This window comes from Bradyrhizobium sp. USDA 4472 (genome assembly GCF_054058595.1).
In genome coordinates, this window is sequence record NZ_JBSSAM010000001.1 from 1,358,103 (window position 1) to 1,374,058 (window position 15,956).

The 15,956-nt window shown below is 57.3% G+C and carries 10 protein-coding genes and 1 pseudogene; 6 read left to right on the forward strand and 5 right to left on the reverse strand.

Translation table 11 applies throughout. From position 1 onward, the window contains the following. Positions 1 to 180: 180 nt before the first annotated feature. From ACVWZ4_RS06060 to ACVWZ4_RS06080, 5 genes are all read left to right on the forward strand, one after another. Entirely contained in the window at positions 181 to 1,887 is a 1,707-nt protein-coding gene (locus tag ACVWZ4_RS06060) for a hypothetical protein (RefSeq protein ID WP_456701506.1), read from the forward strand. A gap of 731 nt (positions 1,888 to 2,618) precedes the next feature. After that, complete coding sequence (locus ACVWZ4_RS06065) at positions 2,619 to 2,975, forward strand: SET domain-containing protein-lysine N-methyltransferase (protein ID WP_456701505.1); 357 nt, start codon at positions 2,619 to 2,621, stop codon at positions 2,973 to 2,975. Between the two features lie 893 nt (positions 2,976 to 3,868). Continuing rightward, positions 3,869 to 5,527 (forward strand): outer membrane protein, encoded by a 1,659-nt coding sequence (locus ACVWZ4_RS06070; protein ID WP_456701504.1) that lies wholly within the window; start codon positions 3,869 to 3,871, stop codon positions 5,525 to 5,527. A 792-nt stretch (positions 5,528 to 6,319) separates the two neighbouring features. Next, positions 6,320 to 6,691, forward strand: a complete 372-nt coding sequence (locus ACVWZ4_RS06075) for an avidin/streptavidin family protein (RefSeq protein WP_456790500.1) — start codon at positions 6,320 to 6,322, stop codon at positions 6,689 to 6,691. Positions 6,692 to 7,486: 795 nt separating this feature from the next. Beyond that, positions 7,487 to 7,927: a hypothetical protein gene (locus ACVWZ4_RS06080; RefSeq protein WP_456701502.1), complete on the forward strand. Its 441-nt coding sequence runs from the start codon at positions 7,487 to 7,489 to the stop codon at positions 7,925 to 7,927. 616 nt (positions 7,928 to 8,543) lie between these two features. Here the strand turns inward: ACVWZ4_RS06080 and ACVWZ4_RS06085 are convergent. Further along, positions 8,544 to 8,810 carry a DUF3551 domain-containing protein gene (locus tag ACVWZ4_RS06085; RefSeq protein ID WP_456701501.1) on the reverse strand — a complete coding sequence of 89 codons (267 nt, stop codon included), beginning with the start codon at positions 8,808 to 8,810 and terminating at the stop codon, positions 8,544 to 8,546. 321 nt (positions 8,811 to 9,131) lie between these two features. On the opposite strand from ACVWZ4_RS06085, the pseudogene ACVWZ4_RS06090 reads away from it, so the two are divergent. Next, a pseudogene (locus ACVWZ4_RS06090) lies at positions 9,132 to 9,766 on the forward strand (helix-turn-helix domain-containing protein). A 778-nt stretch (positions 9,767 to 10,544) separates the two neighbouring features. Here ACVWZ4_RS06090 and ACVWZ4_RS06095 read toward each other — a convergent pair. The 4 genes from ACVWZ4_RS06095 to ACVWZ4_RS06110 all read right to left on the reverse strand — a co-directional run bounded on the left by ACVWZ4_RS06095 (position 10,545) and on the right by ACVWZ4_RS06110 (position 15,371). Continuing rightward, the gene (locus ACVWZ4_RS06095; protein WP_456701500.1) at positions 10,545 to 12,668 is read right to left on the reverse strand and encodes a prolyl oligopeptidase family serine peptidase; all 2,124 of its coding nucleotides are present in this window, start codon (positions 12,666 to 12,668) and stop codon (positions 10,545 to 10,547) included. A gap of 729 nt (positions 12,669 to 13,397) precedes the next feature. Then, positions 13,398 to 13,955, reverse strand: a complete 558-nt coding sequence (locus ACVWZ4_RS06100) for a hypothetical protein (RefSeq protein WP_456701499.1) — start codon at positions 13,953 to 13,955, stop codon at positions 13,398 to 13,400. Between the two features lie 103 nt (positions 13,956 to 14,058). After that, positions 14,059 to 14,931 (reverse strand): integrase catalytic domain-containing protein, encoded by an 873-nt coding sequence (locus tag ACVWZ4_RS06105; protein ID WP_456701498.1) that lies wholly within the window; start codon positions 14,929 to 14,931, stop codon positions 14,059 to 14,061. Between the two features lie 140 nt (positions 14,932 to 15,071). Further along, the gene (locus ACVWZ4_RS06110; RefSeq protein WP_456701497.1) at positions 15,072 to 15,371 is read right to left on the reverse strand and encodes a hypothetical protein; all 300 of its coding nucleotides are present in this window, start codon (positions 15,369 to 15,371) and stop codon (positions 15,072 to 15,074) included. Positions 15,372 to 15,956 lie beyond the last annotated feature (585 nt).

Below are 15,956 nucleotides of genomic sequence, written 5' to 3' on the forward strand. Positions count from 1 at the left end.
CGGCTCCAACTTTCAGAACAGTATAGGCAAACGTAGCAAGCAGCACTTCTCGCGTCTTCAAATGACGTACAGCGATCGCGCTAGGGCAGTTTAACCTTTGGGTCTAGGCACGTCAGCTCACCGACAGCTGATCTTCATAAAGAGGGAGCCAGACAGCAACACACTCCAACGAGGTGGTCCATGGACGCATTTAACAATGTCAATCCATTCGACCGAGACTTCGCTATCTACAACGCCGCGGCGCCACAACCGCAACAGCAGCAAGCGAAGTTCGAGCCGTACTTAAATGAAGTGCCTCAGCCTGATACCGCCGACGAAGACAACCCAGCTTGTCAAGATGCTTACCAACCTCACGTGTCTGAAGAAAAGCGTAGGCTCGCCGAGTTGCCGGGTCTTGAGCACCAGAGGTCCGATGGCCCTCATCCGGAATACGCCCTCGTCGGACGCGAAAACGCTGCTGCGCCGCATAGCGCACCGTCGGAAGCTCTGAATTGGCTGAATGAGCTTGCTGCGGGACGTGTCGACCGGAATCTGCTCGAAGCGCTCACGTCTCTCAACTCACCCGTGCCCCATCACCAGGAACCAGATTCAGCCGTTCGACACTTTAACGGGAGTGACGGTTACCAGCCGGTTGCGAACAAGCGATCGGAGATCGCTGCCCTTTCTGGTCGCGATGTTCTCACGGACCAGAATTCCAACTTGCAATTGAGGCCTGCGAAGAGGCAGAGGACGCTCAGCCCGACGGACGGAGATGCGATTGAGCACCAGCTCAATCCCCCTGATAACTCCGCCGCTCGCCACATAGTAGAAGACATGGGCACACCCCTTCGGGCTAGCGATCGGCTGGTCGTTCCTTCGGAAAGCTACGATCAGGATCTGCTATGGCCTATGATGGAGAGCGCCGGCCCATCTTCATCTGTCGCGCCAACAGAGCGTCATGACCGCGCCGAGGATTTGGGAGTGGCCGTCCGCTCCTTCGATCCGCGCCCCGGCGACCGACTCATGTCAGCTGCGCCCGAGGGACGTAGCGCCGTGCCGAGCCAGGACACCCCGCCTGCTCCTTTCATATTCCACAATGACCGCTTCACGGCGCTGTTCGTGCCCGAGGTGGCGATGAGGAGCGGGGTTCCACTCAATTTGTCAGGCGCAACCATTCATTCCGGATCTCGACCGGAAAGCGGATCGCAACCGAGCGCACAGCCGGCGAATCGGCCGTCGCCAGCACTGCTTACACAGATGACGGAGCAAGCCGCTCCGGCTTCCGGCATAGCTGAGACCACGCCCCCATCTTCATCTGTCGCGCCAACAGAGCGTCATGACCGCGCCGAGGATTTGGGAGTGGCCGTCCGCTCCTTCGATCCGCGCCTCGGCGACCGACTCATGTCAGCTGCGCCCGAGGGACGTAGCGCCGTGCCGAGCCAGGACACTCCGCCTGCTCCTTTCATATTCCACAATGACCGCTTCACGGCGCTGTTCGTGCCCGAGGTGGCGATGAGGAGCGGGGTTCCACTCAATTTGTCAGGCGCAACCATTCATTCCGGATCTCGACCGGAAAGCGGATCGCAACCGAGCGCACAGCCGGCGAATCGGCCGTCGCCAGCACTGCTTACACAGATGACGGAGCAAGCCGCTCCGGCTTCCGGCATAGCTGAGACCACGCCCCCGGCCCGCGAGATCTACGCCGCTTCATTCGCCGTTCCTGAGGGCTTTTTACATGGCACCCAACCTGCACCAATCGCGATGATCTCGAAGCTCGACCGCTGGCGCCTCTTGCCTGACGCAGCGCAGCCGATGAAGCAATACGACATTCGCGGTGAGCTTTACACGGCCCTCCGGGGGCCGGGAGGACCCAATGACATTCGGCTCATCCATCACCCACAAATGTAGACGCCAGCGACAGCCGTCCCACGAGGTGCCAATCCCCACAGCTCGTGTAAGGACATGTTGGTGGACTATAACTCGCTTCAGCCAATCTTGCGAGACTTAGTGGGGCACCGGGCGTTGCGGATAAGCGGCGTGCCCCCGGGATACGCTTGCCAACGTCACCGTTTAGCGACTCCCTGTCACGGCGAACAGCTCTCCCTCCTTTGTTGCTTGCTCGGAGCGTGATCACGTTGGCGGCCTAGTCGCAACGAGGCGTTGTACGACGAGATCGACGGTCCTGCCGACGATCTCCAACGGTCGCTCTTTGGTGCAATATCGGCCCATATCTCCACTTTTCTCTGGACGCCCGAGGCCAGGAACGGTTGGGATCGACGCGTTAGGTGGCGGCTCTTCGAAGCCCTGATCCAGGACATGTAGCTTGCCTGGCCGCGAGAAATTCTAGCGTGGCGCCGCGCTGAGAGGTCCGGCTCAACGTCACGCGGCATTAAACCGATCGACGTCGATCTATGCTCGGAGCCCCATTGATTCACAGCCCTTCTAGCTGTCAGCACGATGGCGGTGCTGCGTATCGCGATCCGCCGTAAGCCGCCGAACGAATGCTGAGGAACTCCGAGGTGCGATGGAAGCGCTATAAAGGCCTACCAATCCATGGAGGAGATTTCGCACCTGACGCGAGCTAGCTTGCAGGCATTAGTGATTTCGGAGCTTTCTTCGATGTTGATCGTTGTACTATTTTGAAGCCCGACCAGTTTGGCGGCATCGGTCTTTTCTCCCCCACTCATTTGCCAAAAGATGCTCTAGTTTGGATTCACAACCCGATCGTTGACATCGCCGTCACGCCCGAGCAATACAAGGCTCTAGCTCCAACATTTCAAGCTCTGCTTGATAAACATGCCTATCCAAGAGACCACAAAGCTAATGACGGCGTTGTCGAGTACAATGCTGACAACGCTCGGTCCATGAATCACAGCAGTTACCCAAACACAGATCAAGACGATCATTGCCGCATTTTCACAACCCGTGACATTAAACCTGGTGAAGAACTGACGTGTGATTACTTGTCGTTCGATCCAAGCTGTGACTTATCGTGAAATAAAGAGGAATCGCCGAACGTTTGTGCCGCAACGGTCTAAGTGGCTGTGTATTGAGTTTGCGGTCTGACGATGTGATTGCCGACGACTTTGCATGGCGGCATTCTGCGCTGGTTCTGGCCATCGACCGACGCGACTTTTCCAAGATGCTCGACGAACTTAAGATGACAAGGGAACGCAGGTTTCGAGGCAGATCACTCCGCGCGGAGAGTGGGGTGACATAGCCGGGACGCGCTTGCAAAATTGCAAGCGTGTGAGCTTGAGTTCACTGGATCTGTAGAGCCTACTCGGCAAGATAGTAGCAAACGCGCCCGATCTCGCACTTGCTCGCCAGGTGCGATCTTGACACGTTCGGCTAACTTCCATCGCACTCGAAGACGATCAGCGCGTCGATTTTGAAGCAGAGGCAGCACTCCTCACCTCGCCGGCAGTCACTCTTCCCGGAACTGACACTAGCATGCGCTGAATTCGTAGCGCGGGCGCCAGCTCGCGCATTGAAAGAAACCGTTGTGCTTCAAATCACTACGTTGATCCAAGCTGAACGCTTTTGTGCATGCTCGAAGGACTTGAAACTAGCGCCGTGCCCAGGACTGTCGCGCCATATAGGAGCTGTCGAGTTGAATTGTCGGCCTCAAAACCATTGTCGGATAGCTGACGCGACACACTCTCGGAAAGGCCTTGCGGGGTCGCGATTTAGTTCGGCACGCGGTTTGCTCCCGCCGTGACATCGTCACCAATCTTCGTGGGGTGATCTTCGGAGCGGCCTTCGCACATCATGGCGTTGCTGGCTGGCTCCGATGGTTTGCCCTTCGGGGAGCTTAGAGAGCCGGGCTCTGCCCGGAGGAAGTACAATCTTTATGCGATCAAGAGTTCTCTTTTTGGGTACTGTGACGATGGCACTCGTCACCGCCGGGACAGCCATGGCGAACCTCGGGGGACAAGCACTCCCAGCGGCAGTGTGGAACTGGTCTGGTGGGTACATTGGAGGCCACGTAGGCGGCGGGTATGGCCAAACCTCCTTCAGCAATCCCTTCGGCTCCTCGATCTACGGCGACGTCGTCGATGTTCCATCGTTCATCGCAGGTGGCCAGATCGGCTACAACTGGCAGAACAACCGCTGGGTGTTCGGCCTCGAACTGGATGCCAGCACAGCGGTCGGGGGCGGCTCAAACACCTGCCTCGCCGCGTCCCACTTGTTTGTAAGCGCAAACTGCAACGCAGGTCCGAACTTGTTTGCGGCCGGGGCCGGCCGCATTGGTTACGCCTTTGGCGCACTGGGGCAGACACTTGCCTATCTCAAGGCAGGTGTAGCCTGGCAAAACAATCAGGGAGATGTTGTCAACAACTTCGAAGGTGGCGACCTGCCACAGGAGAAAACTCATTTCGACTATGGCCGAATTGGTGGGGTCATCGGGCTCGGCGTCGAGCAAACCCTTACGCCTGCATGGTCTGTGAATGTCGAGTATGACTATTTGCACTTTGGCGGACCAAGCGTCCCGACTGCTTCGACATTGCAATTCCCTCCGTTTGCGGTTCTCCCGGCGAACGCTACCAACCTGTCCAGCAGCTATCATATCGGGAAAGTGGGTCTAAACTACCACTTTGGTGCGGACCCCGCGGGCGCACCAAAATCCGATACGCCGCTGTATGCGAAATCAGCTGGCAGCGGACAACCCGTTTCTTACGCGCCCGGTTGGTCGTTCGAAGCCGGCTCGCGGCTTTGGCTGAGCCGGGGGCGATTCCAGTGGGATCCCAGCGCAATTCCGTACGGTTCGACTGAAGACCCCAGCATACTAATATCCCGGCTCACCTATCATGGGCTGGATGGCCTCTCGGGGGAGATATTCGGCCGTGTCGATAGTCCGTGGGGAGTGTTCCTGAAGAGCAACTTGGGCATCGGAGGCTTCAACAAAGGGAAGATTAACGATGAAGACTGGATTCCGCACCTAGGAGTTTCCTACCAGAACACCCTTTCGGGTCAGTCTAACGGTAGGTTCGCGTATTACACCGCCGACGCCGGTTACGACTTCCTTCGCGGTGCGACCTACAAGATCGGCAGTTTTATAGGCTGGGCCTCTTACAGCCAGACCTCAGACTCGACTGGCCTCGTTGGGGTTACTCATCCAGATCTAAGTCTCGCTCCTGGCGACGACAGGATCGTTGGCAGCCAGGATACTCAATGGAATGCGCCTCGAATCGGCGTGAGCGCCGAAGCCATGCTGACCGAGCGTTGGCGCCTGAATGCCGATGTCGCTTACCTGCCCTGGACCACCTTCTTGGGGCGAGACTATCATCTGTTGCGTCCCAAAACGACCTTTGCCGAACAACGCGGCAATGGTGGCGGGGGAGTCCAGCTGGAAGGCATCCTGTCCTACTTCATCAGCGACAACTTTAGCGTCGGAGTTGGTGGCCGCTATTGGGCCATGTGGACGAAAACAGGTGCCGAGTCCATGGACTGCGGAAACGGTTGCATCAGACACTCCCGAGGCTTTGCGAAGTACAGCATGGAACGTTGGGGTATGTTCTTACAGGCCTCTTACAAGCTCAACTAAACGCTAGTGGAGCGAGGCTGCATATTTCAGATCCCTGCAAGCCATTTTGAACCTTGCTGAGTATCACGGGCGTCGGCTGTCGCGCGGCGATCCGACCTGCGCGTTCACGCCCGGGTAGCTTTCGTTGCGTATCACCTTGCGCAAACGAGAAGACCACAGCTTCGTACACTGGACCAGAGCGTCTTTCGACAGAAAACAGCTCGATCAGTGAACGGGTTACGGATTTCGGATGCGGAGCCAACTTGCGGTCTCCTTCTGAGAGCGCCAGGAAGCGGGAAGTCCAGATCACAAGTCTCATCGGGCGGCGCGAAACGTGAGCAGGATGCGCTGCCGGCAGGTGCGAACGGCATATCGTCGCGCGTCATGGAAACACGGCCCTTAGCCTCACGACAATCGCGCTCTCCGCAAATAATTGAGGAGAGAGGGCGCCCGGAGCGGAAGGACCCATCATTTGACGGTCCAGATGTCCTCACCCGCATGCGTCGTGTCGTAGATGCTCATCTGAAGCATGTTTTGCGGATTAGAGTACGGAAAAAAGAAGGATCGGGACTTTGCCCCGGTGGACCACTGTAACGCCTCAGCTGGCCCGGAGCCACCGTGAGAAGCCCTGCGTGGTTGATGAATCCACCTAAGCCGAGATTCAGCGCAAAGTTGCTATATGAGCCGTATTCCACTGTCGAACCTCAGATAAAAGCAGTGAACGTGAACTCAACCTGCACCAAACTCCTGATCTAAGTTGCTGCTTTGATCGATTTCTAGTGGAGCTTCGATATGGCGAGATTTCTGGGATTCATGCTTTTCGCCCATTTGTTGTTTGTGTCCGCTCAGGCCACGGCGCAGGGACTTCCTGCGCCCTCGTATTGGAAGAATGAACGGGGGTCAGAACTGTTTGTTTGGTCGGTCAACAGCGGGGCAATACAAGCCACTTTTACGAACCGCGCCCAAGGATTTTCGTGTCAAGGGATTCCGTATCCGGCATCCGGAGCCGTCAATTCAACCGGGCTGTATTTTGTGGTTACCTTTGCCCAGTGCAATTCGTTTACCAGGTGGATTGGCGCGGTTAACGGGTCGACCATTCCTACGTCCTGGACGCTGTTCTACGTTGACAAATACGGCAAGCCGAGCAAGACGAAGGGGACTGATACATTCATACGCGTCTGGTAACTGTGCCGATCAATGGGCACCGACGGTTTCGCAGAAGGCTGCCGAGCAGCGTGCCTGGCAGCAGATACTCTACGATTTGTTTCTGGTTATCTGCAGACCTTGCAAAGCTGGCTAGTTGTCCTAGCGGAAAGGCAATGGTTCGCAAAGCCGCTCTGCACGCCGTTGAAGGTGCAAGAACTATCAAGAGAGAAGCAGTGGCCGCCCCGAGCCGGTCAACAGCTTGAGAGACGAACCTCCTCGTCGCTGCGAAACAGCGAGCACGACCGAAATCTAAGGACCGCAGCCTGAAATTTGCTCTGCCGCCCTGCAACAGCTCGGGCCGGAGCCTCTCGATGAAATCCGGTGCTGCGAACTCATCTTCTTCAGTGCGATCGGTGATAACCGAGAACTCTTCGGTATCTTGCCGGTGCTTTGCTTGGAGCGCGGTATCCTGCGCTGCGCCAGCGGGTCTTGGCAATCCTTGCCAGCTCGTCGCATCGTCGGTTGCGCGGTTCGGACGAAGCGCAAGAATGATTCACCGTCCAATCGAATTACGTCTGACCGAGATGCCTTGTGGGAGGCGGCACGTATTATGTGACTCAGCAGCAGTTCCAACGTCGATGCTTTGCAGCAGGAAAGCAGATTTCTAGGCAGCTGGCCCTCTGCGGACAATCTGGCATCGCAAGAGCCGTGGCATACGTTAACAAGCGCTCCGGATCGAGCCCATTCCGCATTCTTGCGCTTTCATAGTAATTTCACATGACCCCTATTAGAGCCATTAAAAGTTGGTACATGTCCCTAGACGGCGAACTTCAAATGGACATCGCGTATATGTTCGTTTCTCTGACGCTGGGGGACTGCCAGTTTTCGCCTGCTGCAGCCGTTCGGCGGCTGCTGCAATGGTTCGACCTGCGCAGCGCAGGCTCGGAACATGAGGACGCTTTAGCGGCGGTCGTGTTTCGCGCCTCGTTCGAATACCTGTTTTCCGACCGCTTCACGAGCGACAGCTGGACCTTTCCCGAACAGTTGTTCAAAGACTTGATCCGGCAGGCTTCTGAAGGAAAAGAGGCAAGCAAGATCGCACCGACAGCATTTCGACTGCTACGGAATATTCCGCACCGAAAACTTAAATGGAGAGAGGCTGGTGAGAGTTGGAACGCCTTGGTGGAGTCGGTACTCAACAACGATGCACTAAAGCGATGGACCCAAGAGCAATTCCTGGCGAGCAACTTCGGGCCGACGCAAGACCACAACTAACAGCAGCGCTAAGTTGAATGAGACCAATCGGTGCGACGATTGGAAGGGCTCCTTACGAGGAGAGTAGAAAGGCGGTTCGAGGGCGCCCAAAAGAAGCACCGTTAGAACCATCTAACCAAGAGCCGATCTCTACTACGAATATGGCGGTGCAACATCAACCCATCGGCAATTGCAAAAGCAAACATTCCACATTTCTGCGCATTCTGCTCCGTAGTCGCCACCCGGGGCGGCCGGGCGCATCCACACCCGGGCAGCACAGAAGTTGGGCCGCCTTGTTTCAACGCACAGAACGACCCGTTGCCAATCTGCTTACAACCGCCAGCCCAATCGACAGCCGCAGCCGGCTCCCTCATGCTATCGCCTGATGATTTTCTGCATTCTCGGATGGCCGTGTTGATGAATCTCAGCTCGGCCACTGCCTCACGAAAGATGGTATACTCTAAATTGCTTGTGCGGGAGAAACCCAGGGCTTTGATCATCCGCATTGCCTGGCCGGCATTTGAGAAAAAAGGCGATCCAGCGCAGAACAGGTCAGGCGGAGGAAGGGCAACAGGAGCCCGCACTAGCACACGTTAATTGCAGCCCGCCGCTTGGCGTACGGCAATTCTGCTTCAGATCAGCGCAATTGTCTTCCTTGTCGCTCGAAAGCATAGGTCGGATTGATGCCGCAATAGGCGTCCGTACCTGATGCAGTAGCCGTGCATTGGTCATAGGTCGAAAACTGGCAATTGCCCGGATATCCCCAATGGCGTCCCTGCAGGCAATAAACGTCCTGGCGTACCGGTAGCTTATTCGAATGAGCCCGCGAACCGGCGATCGAAGGCGATCCTGAGCCGACAAGGATAGGGAGTGCGAGCACTCCGATAACGAGAAGGTAGCGCATGAGACCTCTTGCCTCCGTTAACTTCACCAGAGAATAAACATGAATTGCACGCTTTGATATAAGTCAATGGCAGAGTGCCGGCTCGCGGGCCAACCCCGGAATGAGGCTTCTCGAACATCGAGCAAACCCGGGCGCAGTTTTCCTGCGAGCTTTTTGGCAAAACGACCTTTATGGGCACGTTTCCGCATGTTTTTGCGGGCCCGCGTAGCAGGACAATTGTACGACCGTTCATTCGCCTCCCCCTGTGATGAATACTGCGCCCGACAACAAGACGTTCTCGGGAGTGAAGAACATAGAGCATTAGCCGCATCTCTCACGAAGATCGAATATCTTTTTCGAGACGCTTCGAGGCTTTACGACGAGAGCACTCAATTCACGTACAAGAAGGGTAGGACGATCCACATCGAGAGCGAACCCGCCGAGTACGTCTATCCGGCTATAAAAGGAGCGGTACGGGCCTCCAAGCTGCTGGCGATGGGCGACGCCAGATTGGCGCGTTTCATTTAGCCGGTGAAATTTTTGGATTTCGAGAACAGTGGGCTACACCGATTTACGGCGGAAGCTGTTACACAGAGCACTCTCGGCTGATCAAGAGGCACACTCTTGATGCGATCGTCCAGACTGACGTTGTTGTCTGGCGCACATTACTCAGCGTGACCACCGCTAAATTGCAGCACGCGGAGAACCAAATGATGCTGCTTGGATCGTAAGACAGCTCTCGATCGCGTTGCGGCTTTTTTGCATGAGATGGATGCGCGGCTGATCGCTGCTGATGTAATATCACTGCCGATGTTCGACGAGACATCGCGGATTACCTTGGCTTAACCATCGAGAACGTCTCACGTGCAGTGTCGCAATTGCATAATGATGGCGATGTTGATTTCGTCGCCAATACTCAACGCGAGATCATGATTCTAGATCGGCACCGGCTAGCTAGCTTCTATCTGCAAAGTTGAGCGCCGGCCGAGTGCATACAAACCATAACTTGGGACAAGCATAAGGCGGCGCGACTCTCATGGGGTGTGTCGTGCCCAACGCTCTCTTATTGCGCTCGTCGCAGTATAAGGCGGTGTACTGACCTTTCGCTAGAGTATCTGCAAATTGTCGAGATAGCCGCGGCGATCGGCCGAGCGAGATGTAAAACAGTGCGGGCGCGGCTCGTGCTAATCCACCCGGGGGCTGATTCCAGGCCGATTAGTCCCTACCACATCCGCACTGCCGTTGAGATTAGCCGAAAGGTGACTCGGCGCTGATCGATCTGGAGCAATAGCGCTGTCCCTGCCACATCCCGTCAACCCCGAAGGCTCTGTATCTGTGTTAGCTTACCGCAAGCTGACTGGCCTGGGTGCAATTGGTCAATGTTACGTGTGGGCTATCAACCTCCGCTCGATCTGCCACGAAAGTCCCGCATCCCCTCAGACATGCTCTCACTGCCGTCATTCGTCACGACTGATGCGAAAACCCCCTCCCTATCCACTTCCGCACTACCAATGAACTCAGCCACGGGATCGAGAGGCTAACGCACCGGCTCTGGCCTAACGCTGTTCCGACGAAATACCTCGGAAATTGGCCTTGGACCCGGACTGACAGGCGAGACTGAGGGCAACGCTGATCTTTCGGATCCAATCGGGGAGATACCAACTCTGCCGGACTCAGCAAAAACTGAGCCTGCCCAGGCCGCTGCCGATAACGTCCGCCAAGCGTTACCATTGAATGTAACTTCGATACTCAACATCACTCATCGACGAGCCGCCGGCATGCGTAAGTATATTCTAAAGAGATCCGGCGTGCTTGTTCTATGAGGTTGGCGGCCGCGCTATGCCCCCCGTCGGTATTCTCATAGTAGAGATACGGTTGACCCAATGCAGCGAGCCTCGCCGCTGCTTTGCGGCCATGCGCTGGATGCACTCGGTCGTCCTTGGTGGAGGTGAGAATGAAGGGGGCCGGGTAGGTCTTGCCCGGCACCAAGCTCTGATAGGGCGAGTAGGCCTCGAGCGACTTGCGCTGTTCGGGGTTGGTGGGATCGCCATACTCGCCGACCCAAGAGGCTCCAGCGCCCAGCTTGGTGAACCGAAGCATATCGAACAGCGGAACCCGGACAATGGCCGCATTGAAGAGTTCGGGTCGTTGAGTGATTGCGGTTCCTACCAGCAGACCTCCTTGACTACCGCCGACTACGCCCAGCCGGCGGGGAGACGTGATCTTACGCCGGATCAAGTCCTCCGCGACGGCGATATAGTCATCCCATGTGCGCTGCTTCGTTGCTCCTTGGGCAGTCTGATGCCATTCTGGCCCGAACTCACCGCCGCCGCGCAGGTTCGCGACAACATACGCGTTGCCCTGCTCGAGCCAGAGTCGTCCCATGAGGCCCACGTAAGAGGGGGTGAGCGGTATCTGAAACCCCCCATAGCCATAGAGAAGTGTTGGAGTTGATCCGTCAAACCTCGCGCTCTTGGGTCGTACCAGAAAATATGGAATGCGTGTGCCGTCGGACGACGTTGCGTCGAACTGTTCGACGACAAGTCGCGAGGCATCGAACCTGGGAGGGGTCGTCTTCATTGTCTCAAGGCGTTCGGTTGCGGCGTCGAAGTACCACAGCGTCGTCGGGCTAAGAAAGCTTGAGACAGTGAACATCGCCTCCTCCGTATCATGCGATGCCGCAGCAAGACCGATACTCGCATTCTCGGGAAGCGGGATCGGCGCGGCACGCCAGGCGCCCTGATGATACTTGTAGACGAACGCCTTACTCTGAACATTGTCGAGAATCGTTAGGATCAACAAGCTTCTTGTGGCGGTGAACCTGCTGACCGCTTGTTTAGGCCCGGGCTTGAAGACAAGCGTGGGTGTGGCGCGCAGCGGATTCTTCTTCCATTCGGCCAGGTCATAAGAGATAATCGAGCCGGCTGAAAAGGGGTTTTGTCCGGACGGTGGCGACCAGTCTTCGTTCAGCGTCACCAGCAGGCGACCACTCGCGATACCGCCGATGGTCGCCTTCTTTGGCAGATTGAGTTTAATTGGCTCCGGGCCAAAGAGCACATACTCATGCTCGAACGAGCTGATGCCGCGATCTACGCCGGTCGCATGGATCCTCCCTTCACTGTCGCGCAGCACGAATGGAGTGACCCCGACATCCGTCTGCTCGCCACGGAACACCTCGTGCGCTTCGGCGAGCGACTGGGCGCGCTTGAGCTCCTTCACCACGAAAGGATAACCGGCTTGCGTCATGGTGCCTTCGCCCCAATCTCGTGCAATTTGGAGCGTGTCGCTATTTACCCAAGTGACTTCCTGTTTTCCCTCGGGAAGTTTGAAGCCGTTCGCGACGAAGGTTTTGGAGGCTACGTCGAACTCCCGGACGAACACAGCGTCTTTTCCGCCTTCTGAAAGGTGGAGCAAGCACAGGCGCTCTTCGGGCGGAAGGCAGCTCGCCCCTTTATAGATCCAGTTCTTCTTTTCCCTATGCGCCAGAGCATCCACGTCGAGAATGGTCTCCCATCGTGGGCTTTGCGTGCGATAGCTTTCAAGCGTGGTACGCCGCAGGACGCCGCGCACCTGGTTCTCGTCCTGCCAGAAATTTTCGAGACCAAGTCTTCCCAGCGAAACGTAGGGAATCCGGTCCTTAGCCTGGAGAACGTGGAGCGCTTCGCCGTAGAAACGCTGGTAACGGGGGTCGGATTGGAGAGCACTGAGTGTCTTATCGTTCTCGGTGCGAGCCCAAGCCAATGCGCGCGGCCCTTCGATCTCCTCGAGCCAAAGAAAAGGATCCTCAGGCACGCTCGCAGGGGTTAGCGTCTGGGACAGTCCAGCGGACATCAAACAACTCAGGGATAGCGATGCTGCCAGAAAAGGCGAATTTTTCATGGAAGTTGTCCTGACGTTAGCGAGCCGGACTTGGGCGTCTCGCTAGGTGGGCTGGAAGCATTCGGAAGATGCGTACTCGGGAATTAGGTCCGCTGGCTTTCGATGGTGCAAGGAGTGTGCCGCTTGATACTTGGAGGTTGTCCAGTCGTCCCCAGCCCCTGAAGTGTCAGCTTTTTGACGTCGGTCTCAAAACTGACAATCGGGTTCTTAGCAACGACGGCATGTTACGCAGCGATCACCTTGCTCCGTGTCGGTTACGCGAAACATCCTGAACGATCGCCTGCGCCTTCCGTTCGGCCGCTCACAACTCTGCTTTGGCAGCATCATCCATCGAAACAGTTCAAGTTGTGGCGTGAAGTGCGAGCACGGGTTCGAGCTTGACGGCAGGCTGCTCGCGTTGGAGGCACCATCAGTGCCCCGCGCCGGCCGCCGTTTTTGATGCGATTAGCGGCTGTGCTGGCTTGGAGAGACTTGAGGCGACTGGCGTTGGGCAACGCTTTTGTCCGCCAACCAGACGCGTAACCTGGGTAGGTTCGGTGCCGAGCCTGTCAAACGCCATCCGGAACTGCCCCCTCATATTGCCTCAGATGACAATGTTACCGAAGCGCACCCTGGTGTTTTTCTGGATCGGCTGCCGCGAGTCGGAGCAAGCTGCTCGCGAAGCGCGCCCTACAGAGCGCCGTAGCGAGCGAGCGGCTTGCGGTGCTTCGGCGAAAGAACCTGTCAGGATTAAATACGAAGATGCGAGGCTTGGACCGGTAGTGTGATCTCTGTGCTGCTGATGAGCTGTCGAGCGGCCTTTGATCGCCAATTCTTGACCAATCGCTGCACCGTGCGCCGCTGATGGCCGCTGAACCGACCGGGCGCATGCGCGTCCAGCCGGGAGAGAAGATCGACCGCGGACAAGTGCGGAGCCGCGGCGAGCCATTCCTCGATGATGGGAATGTAGGGGTCGAGCATCGATGGCCGACGTGGCACAGGCTTGCGCCGCACATAGCGACGACGATGAATGCCCCGCTGCTCACCCTGTTTCCAACCGTCGCCGAGCTCTCGGGCAAAGGCCGATAAGTCGCTATGCCCCTGCGCGACAGTCATCGCTGGCTTTCCAGCCCGTTGATCGACGCGCTTACCCAGCTCATTCTGAGCGTCCCGCATCTGTGTCAGCAATGCCACCGGATCAAGCGTCCGGTAAATCTCCCGCAGCCGACCTTTGAATGCCTCATTGAGCCTCGGGTGGACCAATGCTCTTTCGTACGGCGTAGCGGGAGGAAGATAGCGCTTGATCATCTTGGCACCTTCGCGGTGCTTCTCCTTCAGTTTAAACGAGGGCTGGAAGAAATTGATGTGCAGCCGTGCCGCCGCAAACAGGCGAGCTAATGAGCGAGCGGCATCATGCCTTCAAACCGCCCGTAGCCCACCAGGCGGCGAACGATAGCTCCGTTCTTTTGTTCAACGAATGCTCATCGTTCTTCTTGTAGGCCCTGGAACGAGTGACTTCGACATCGTGAGAACGGCGCCACGACACGACCGTGTCGTTCATGAAGGCGCTGTCGTTATCAAAATCGAGCCCCCGAATGGGCCAGGGAAATAGGTTCTGCGCCCGCTCGAGAGCTTCGATCACAAGAGCTGCTTCACGCACGACGAGCGGAAAGCATTCGGTCCACCCCGTTGCGATATCCACCATTGTTAGCGTCTGAATGAACGCGCCAGATACGGACATGCCGCCGTGCGCAACCAGATCCGCTTCGCAGTACCCCGGCGGAGGTGATCCCCAGTCATTGAATGTACGCACCGGGACTTGCCGCCGTACGGCACTAGAAAAGCCCGCCCGCCGTCGGCGCCCTCCGGCTGCTGCGATCTTTACGTCGCTCAGCAGGCGATCGATCGTCGCCGCGCTCACCTTCAAAACCTTCGACCTCTCATCGGCAGAAAGCTTCAATCTGCCGTGCCGTTCAAGTGCCGGAAGCAAAAACGGGATCATCGCGACGAGCCGCTTACTGCAGAGCCGGTCAGAGGCGTCCCAGAGCACAATCAGTGCAACGCGAATGGAAGCTCCGTAACTGCGGCCCCGTCGCCGCGGCACGGCCGATCCCGATGCCCCGTCCACCGACAGTGCTCGGATCGCGTGCTTACGATGCCATCCCGTAAGGGCACACAGCTCGTCCAGGATCCGTGCCTTCTCGAGCCGTCCGCTCGCCCGATAACGCTCCACCAGCGCTGATGTGATCTCGCGCTTTGCGCGCATGCTGATCTTCCCTGCCATACCCGCCACCGAACTGATTCGGCAGCTCCGCCCCAGACACGACAGGAAAGTTGTCCGGTAACATTTTTAGTGAGGCAATGCGGGGGGCAGTTTTCCATGACGCGCGACACCGAGCCGGAATGCGCTCGATGCCACGATTCCTAGATTCCGCAGCGGGATGTCTCCTGGGCAACAGTGACCGCAGCGAGCCCCAATATCACCTTGCCCGTGAATCCGAAATGAATGCGATAGAGCCACCAGATTGCGCAGCACCGGTCGAGATCTGAAATGGCAAGCGCGCGCCTTGCTGCTAAAACCATACGCGCCATCGGCTTCATGTCGCGTATCATCTGGACGCCTCGAAGTCTCGGGGCCTCCGCTCTCCATCTCATCTTTTGAGCGGAGCTGATTCGCTGTGCGTGCGCATCCGTAATTGAATGATAAAGCTTGATGTTGGCCATGCCCCTCGTCTCGCGTTTCGAAGCTGGCTGCACGGTGCATGCTATCTAACGTGATCCTATGGTGGAGGTGCTGCTTGAAAAACGCCCAGATCTGGTAGGGCCAACCAGTCCGATAAATGAGCTCACGCAGTCGCACTGCTAGCAAAGCGACCGCACCACTTGCGATGGTTGGTTGCGGCTAGCGGACTATGTAGGTTCACACCGGCAAAGACTACGCCCAGCCCGAGTATGCGCTCCACGGTCACCGGTTTGGCTTACCCATTTTGCGCGAACCGCGCCGACGCCCGCCGATTTGGCAGGCAAGCGCGGTCTGAGCGCGCTGGGACATCTCCGCCTCGCTGAACAATATCTCGACAGTTCGCCCGCCGCGGCACACCGTCGTGCAGCGCGCGTGGGATCGCTCAGAAGCAAAGCAGCCGAGACGATCATCCCGCGCTCGGCTCAGGTGCGGCGCTGAGCGCATGTACTCGGCATTCCGCGACGTCCTCCAGTCTCTGATCCTGGGTGCTGTGTGCAACTCGGACTGGCCGATAACCGGAGTTACATCGGTCAGGAGAAAGTAACATTCTCAGGTGAGGCAATACG

Bases quoted from the DNA above. Each gene is read 5' to 3' on its own strand.
- ACVWZ4_RS06060 (WP_456701506.1), top strand. From the start codon at position 181: ATGGACGCATTTAACAATGTCAATCCATTCGACCGAGACTTCGCTATC.
- ACVWZ4_RS06070 (WP_456701504.1), top strand. From the start codon at position 3,869: ATGGCACTCGTCACCGCCGGGACAGCCATGGCGAACCTCGGGGGACAA.
- ACVWZ4_RS06075 (WP_456790500.1), top strand. From the start codon at position 6,320: ATGCTTTTCGCCCATTTGTTGTTTGTGTCCGCTCAGGCCACGGCGCAG.
- ACVWZ4_RS06080 (WP_456701502.1), top strand. From the start codon at position 7,487: ATGGACATCGCGTATATGTTCGTTTCTCTGACGCTGGGGGACTGCCAG.
- ACVWZ4_RS06085 (WP_456701501.1), bottom strand. From the start codon at position 8,810: ATGCGCTACCTTCTCGTTATCGGAGTGCTCGCACTCCCTATCCTTGTC.
- ACVWZ4_RS06095 (WP_456701500.1), bottom strand. From the start codon at position 12,668: ATGAAAAATTCGCCTTTTCTGGCAGCATCGCTATCCCTGAGTTGTTTG.
- ACVWZ4_RS06100 (WP_456701499.1), bottom strand. From the start codon at position 13,955: ATGATCAAGCGCTATCTTCCTCCCGCTACGCCGTACGAAAGAGCATTG.
- ACVWZ4_RS06105 (WP_456701498.1), bottom strand. From the start codon at position 14,931: ATGGCAGGGAAGATCAGCATGCGCGCAAAGCGCGAGATCACATCAGCG.
- ACVWZ4_RS06110 (WP_456701497.1), bottom strand. From the start codon at position 15,371: ATGGCCAACATCAAGCTTTATCATTCAATTACGGATGCGCACGCACAG.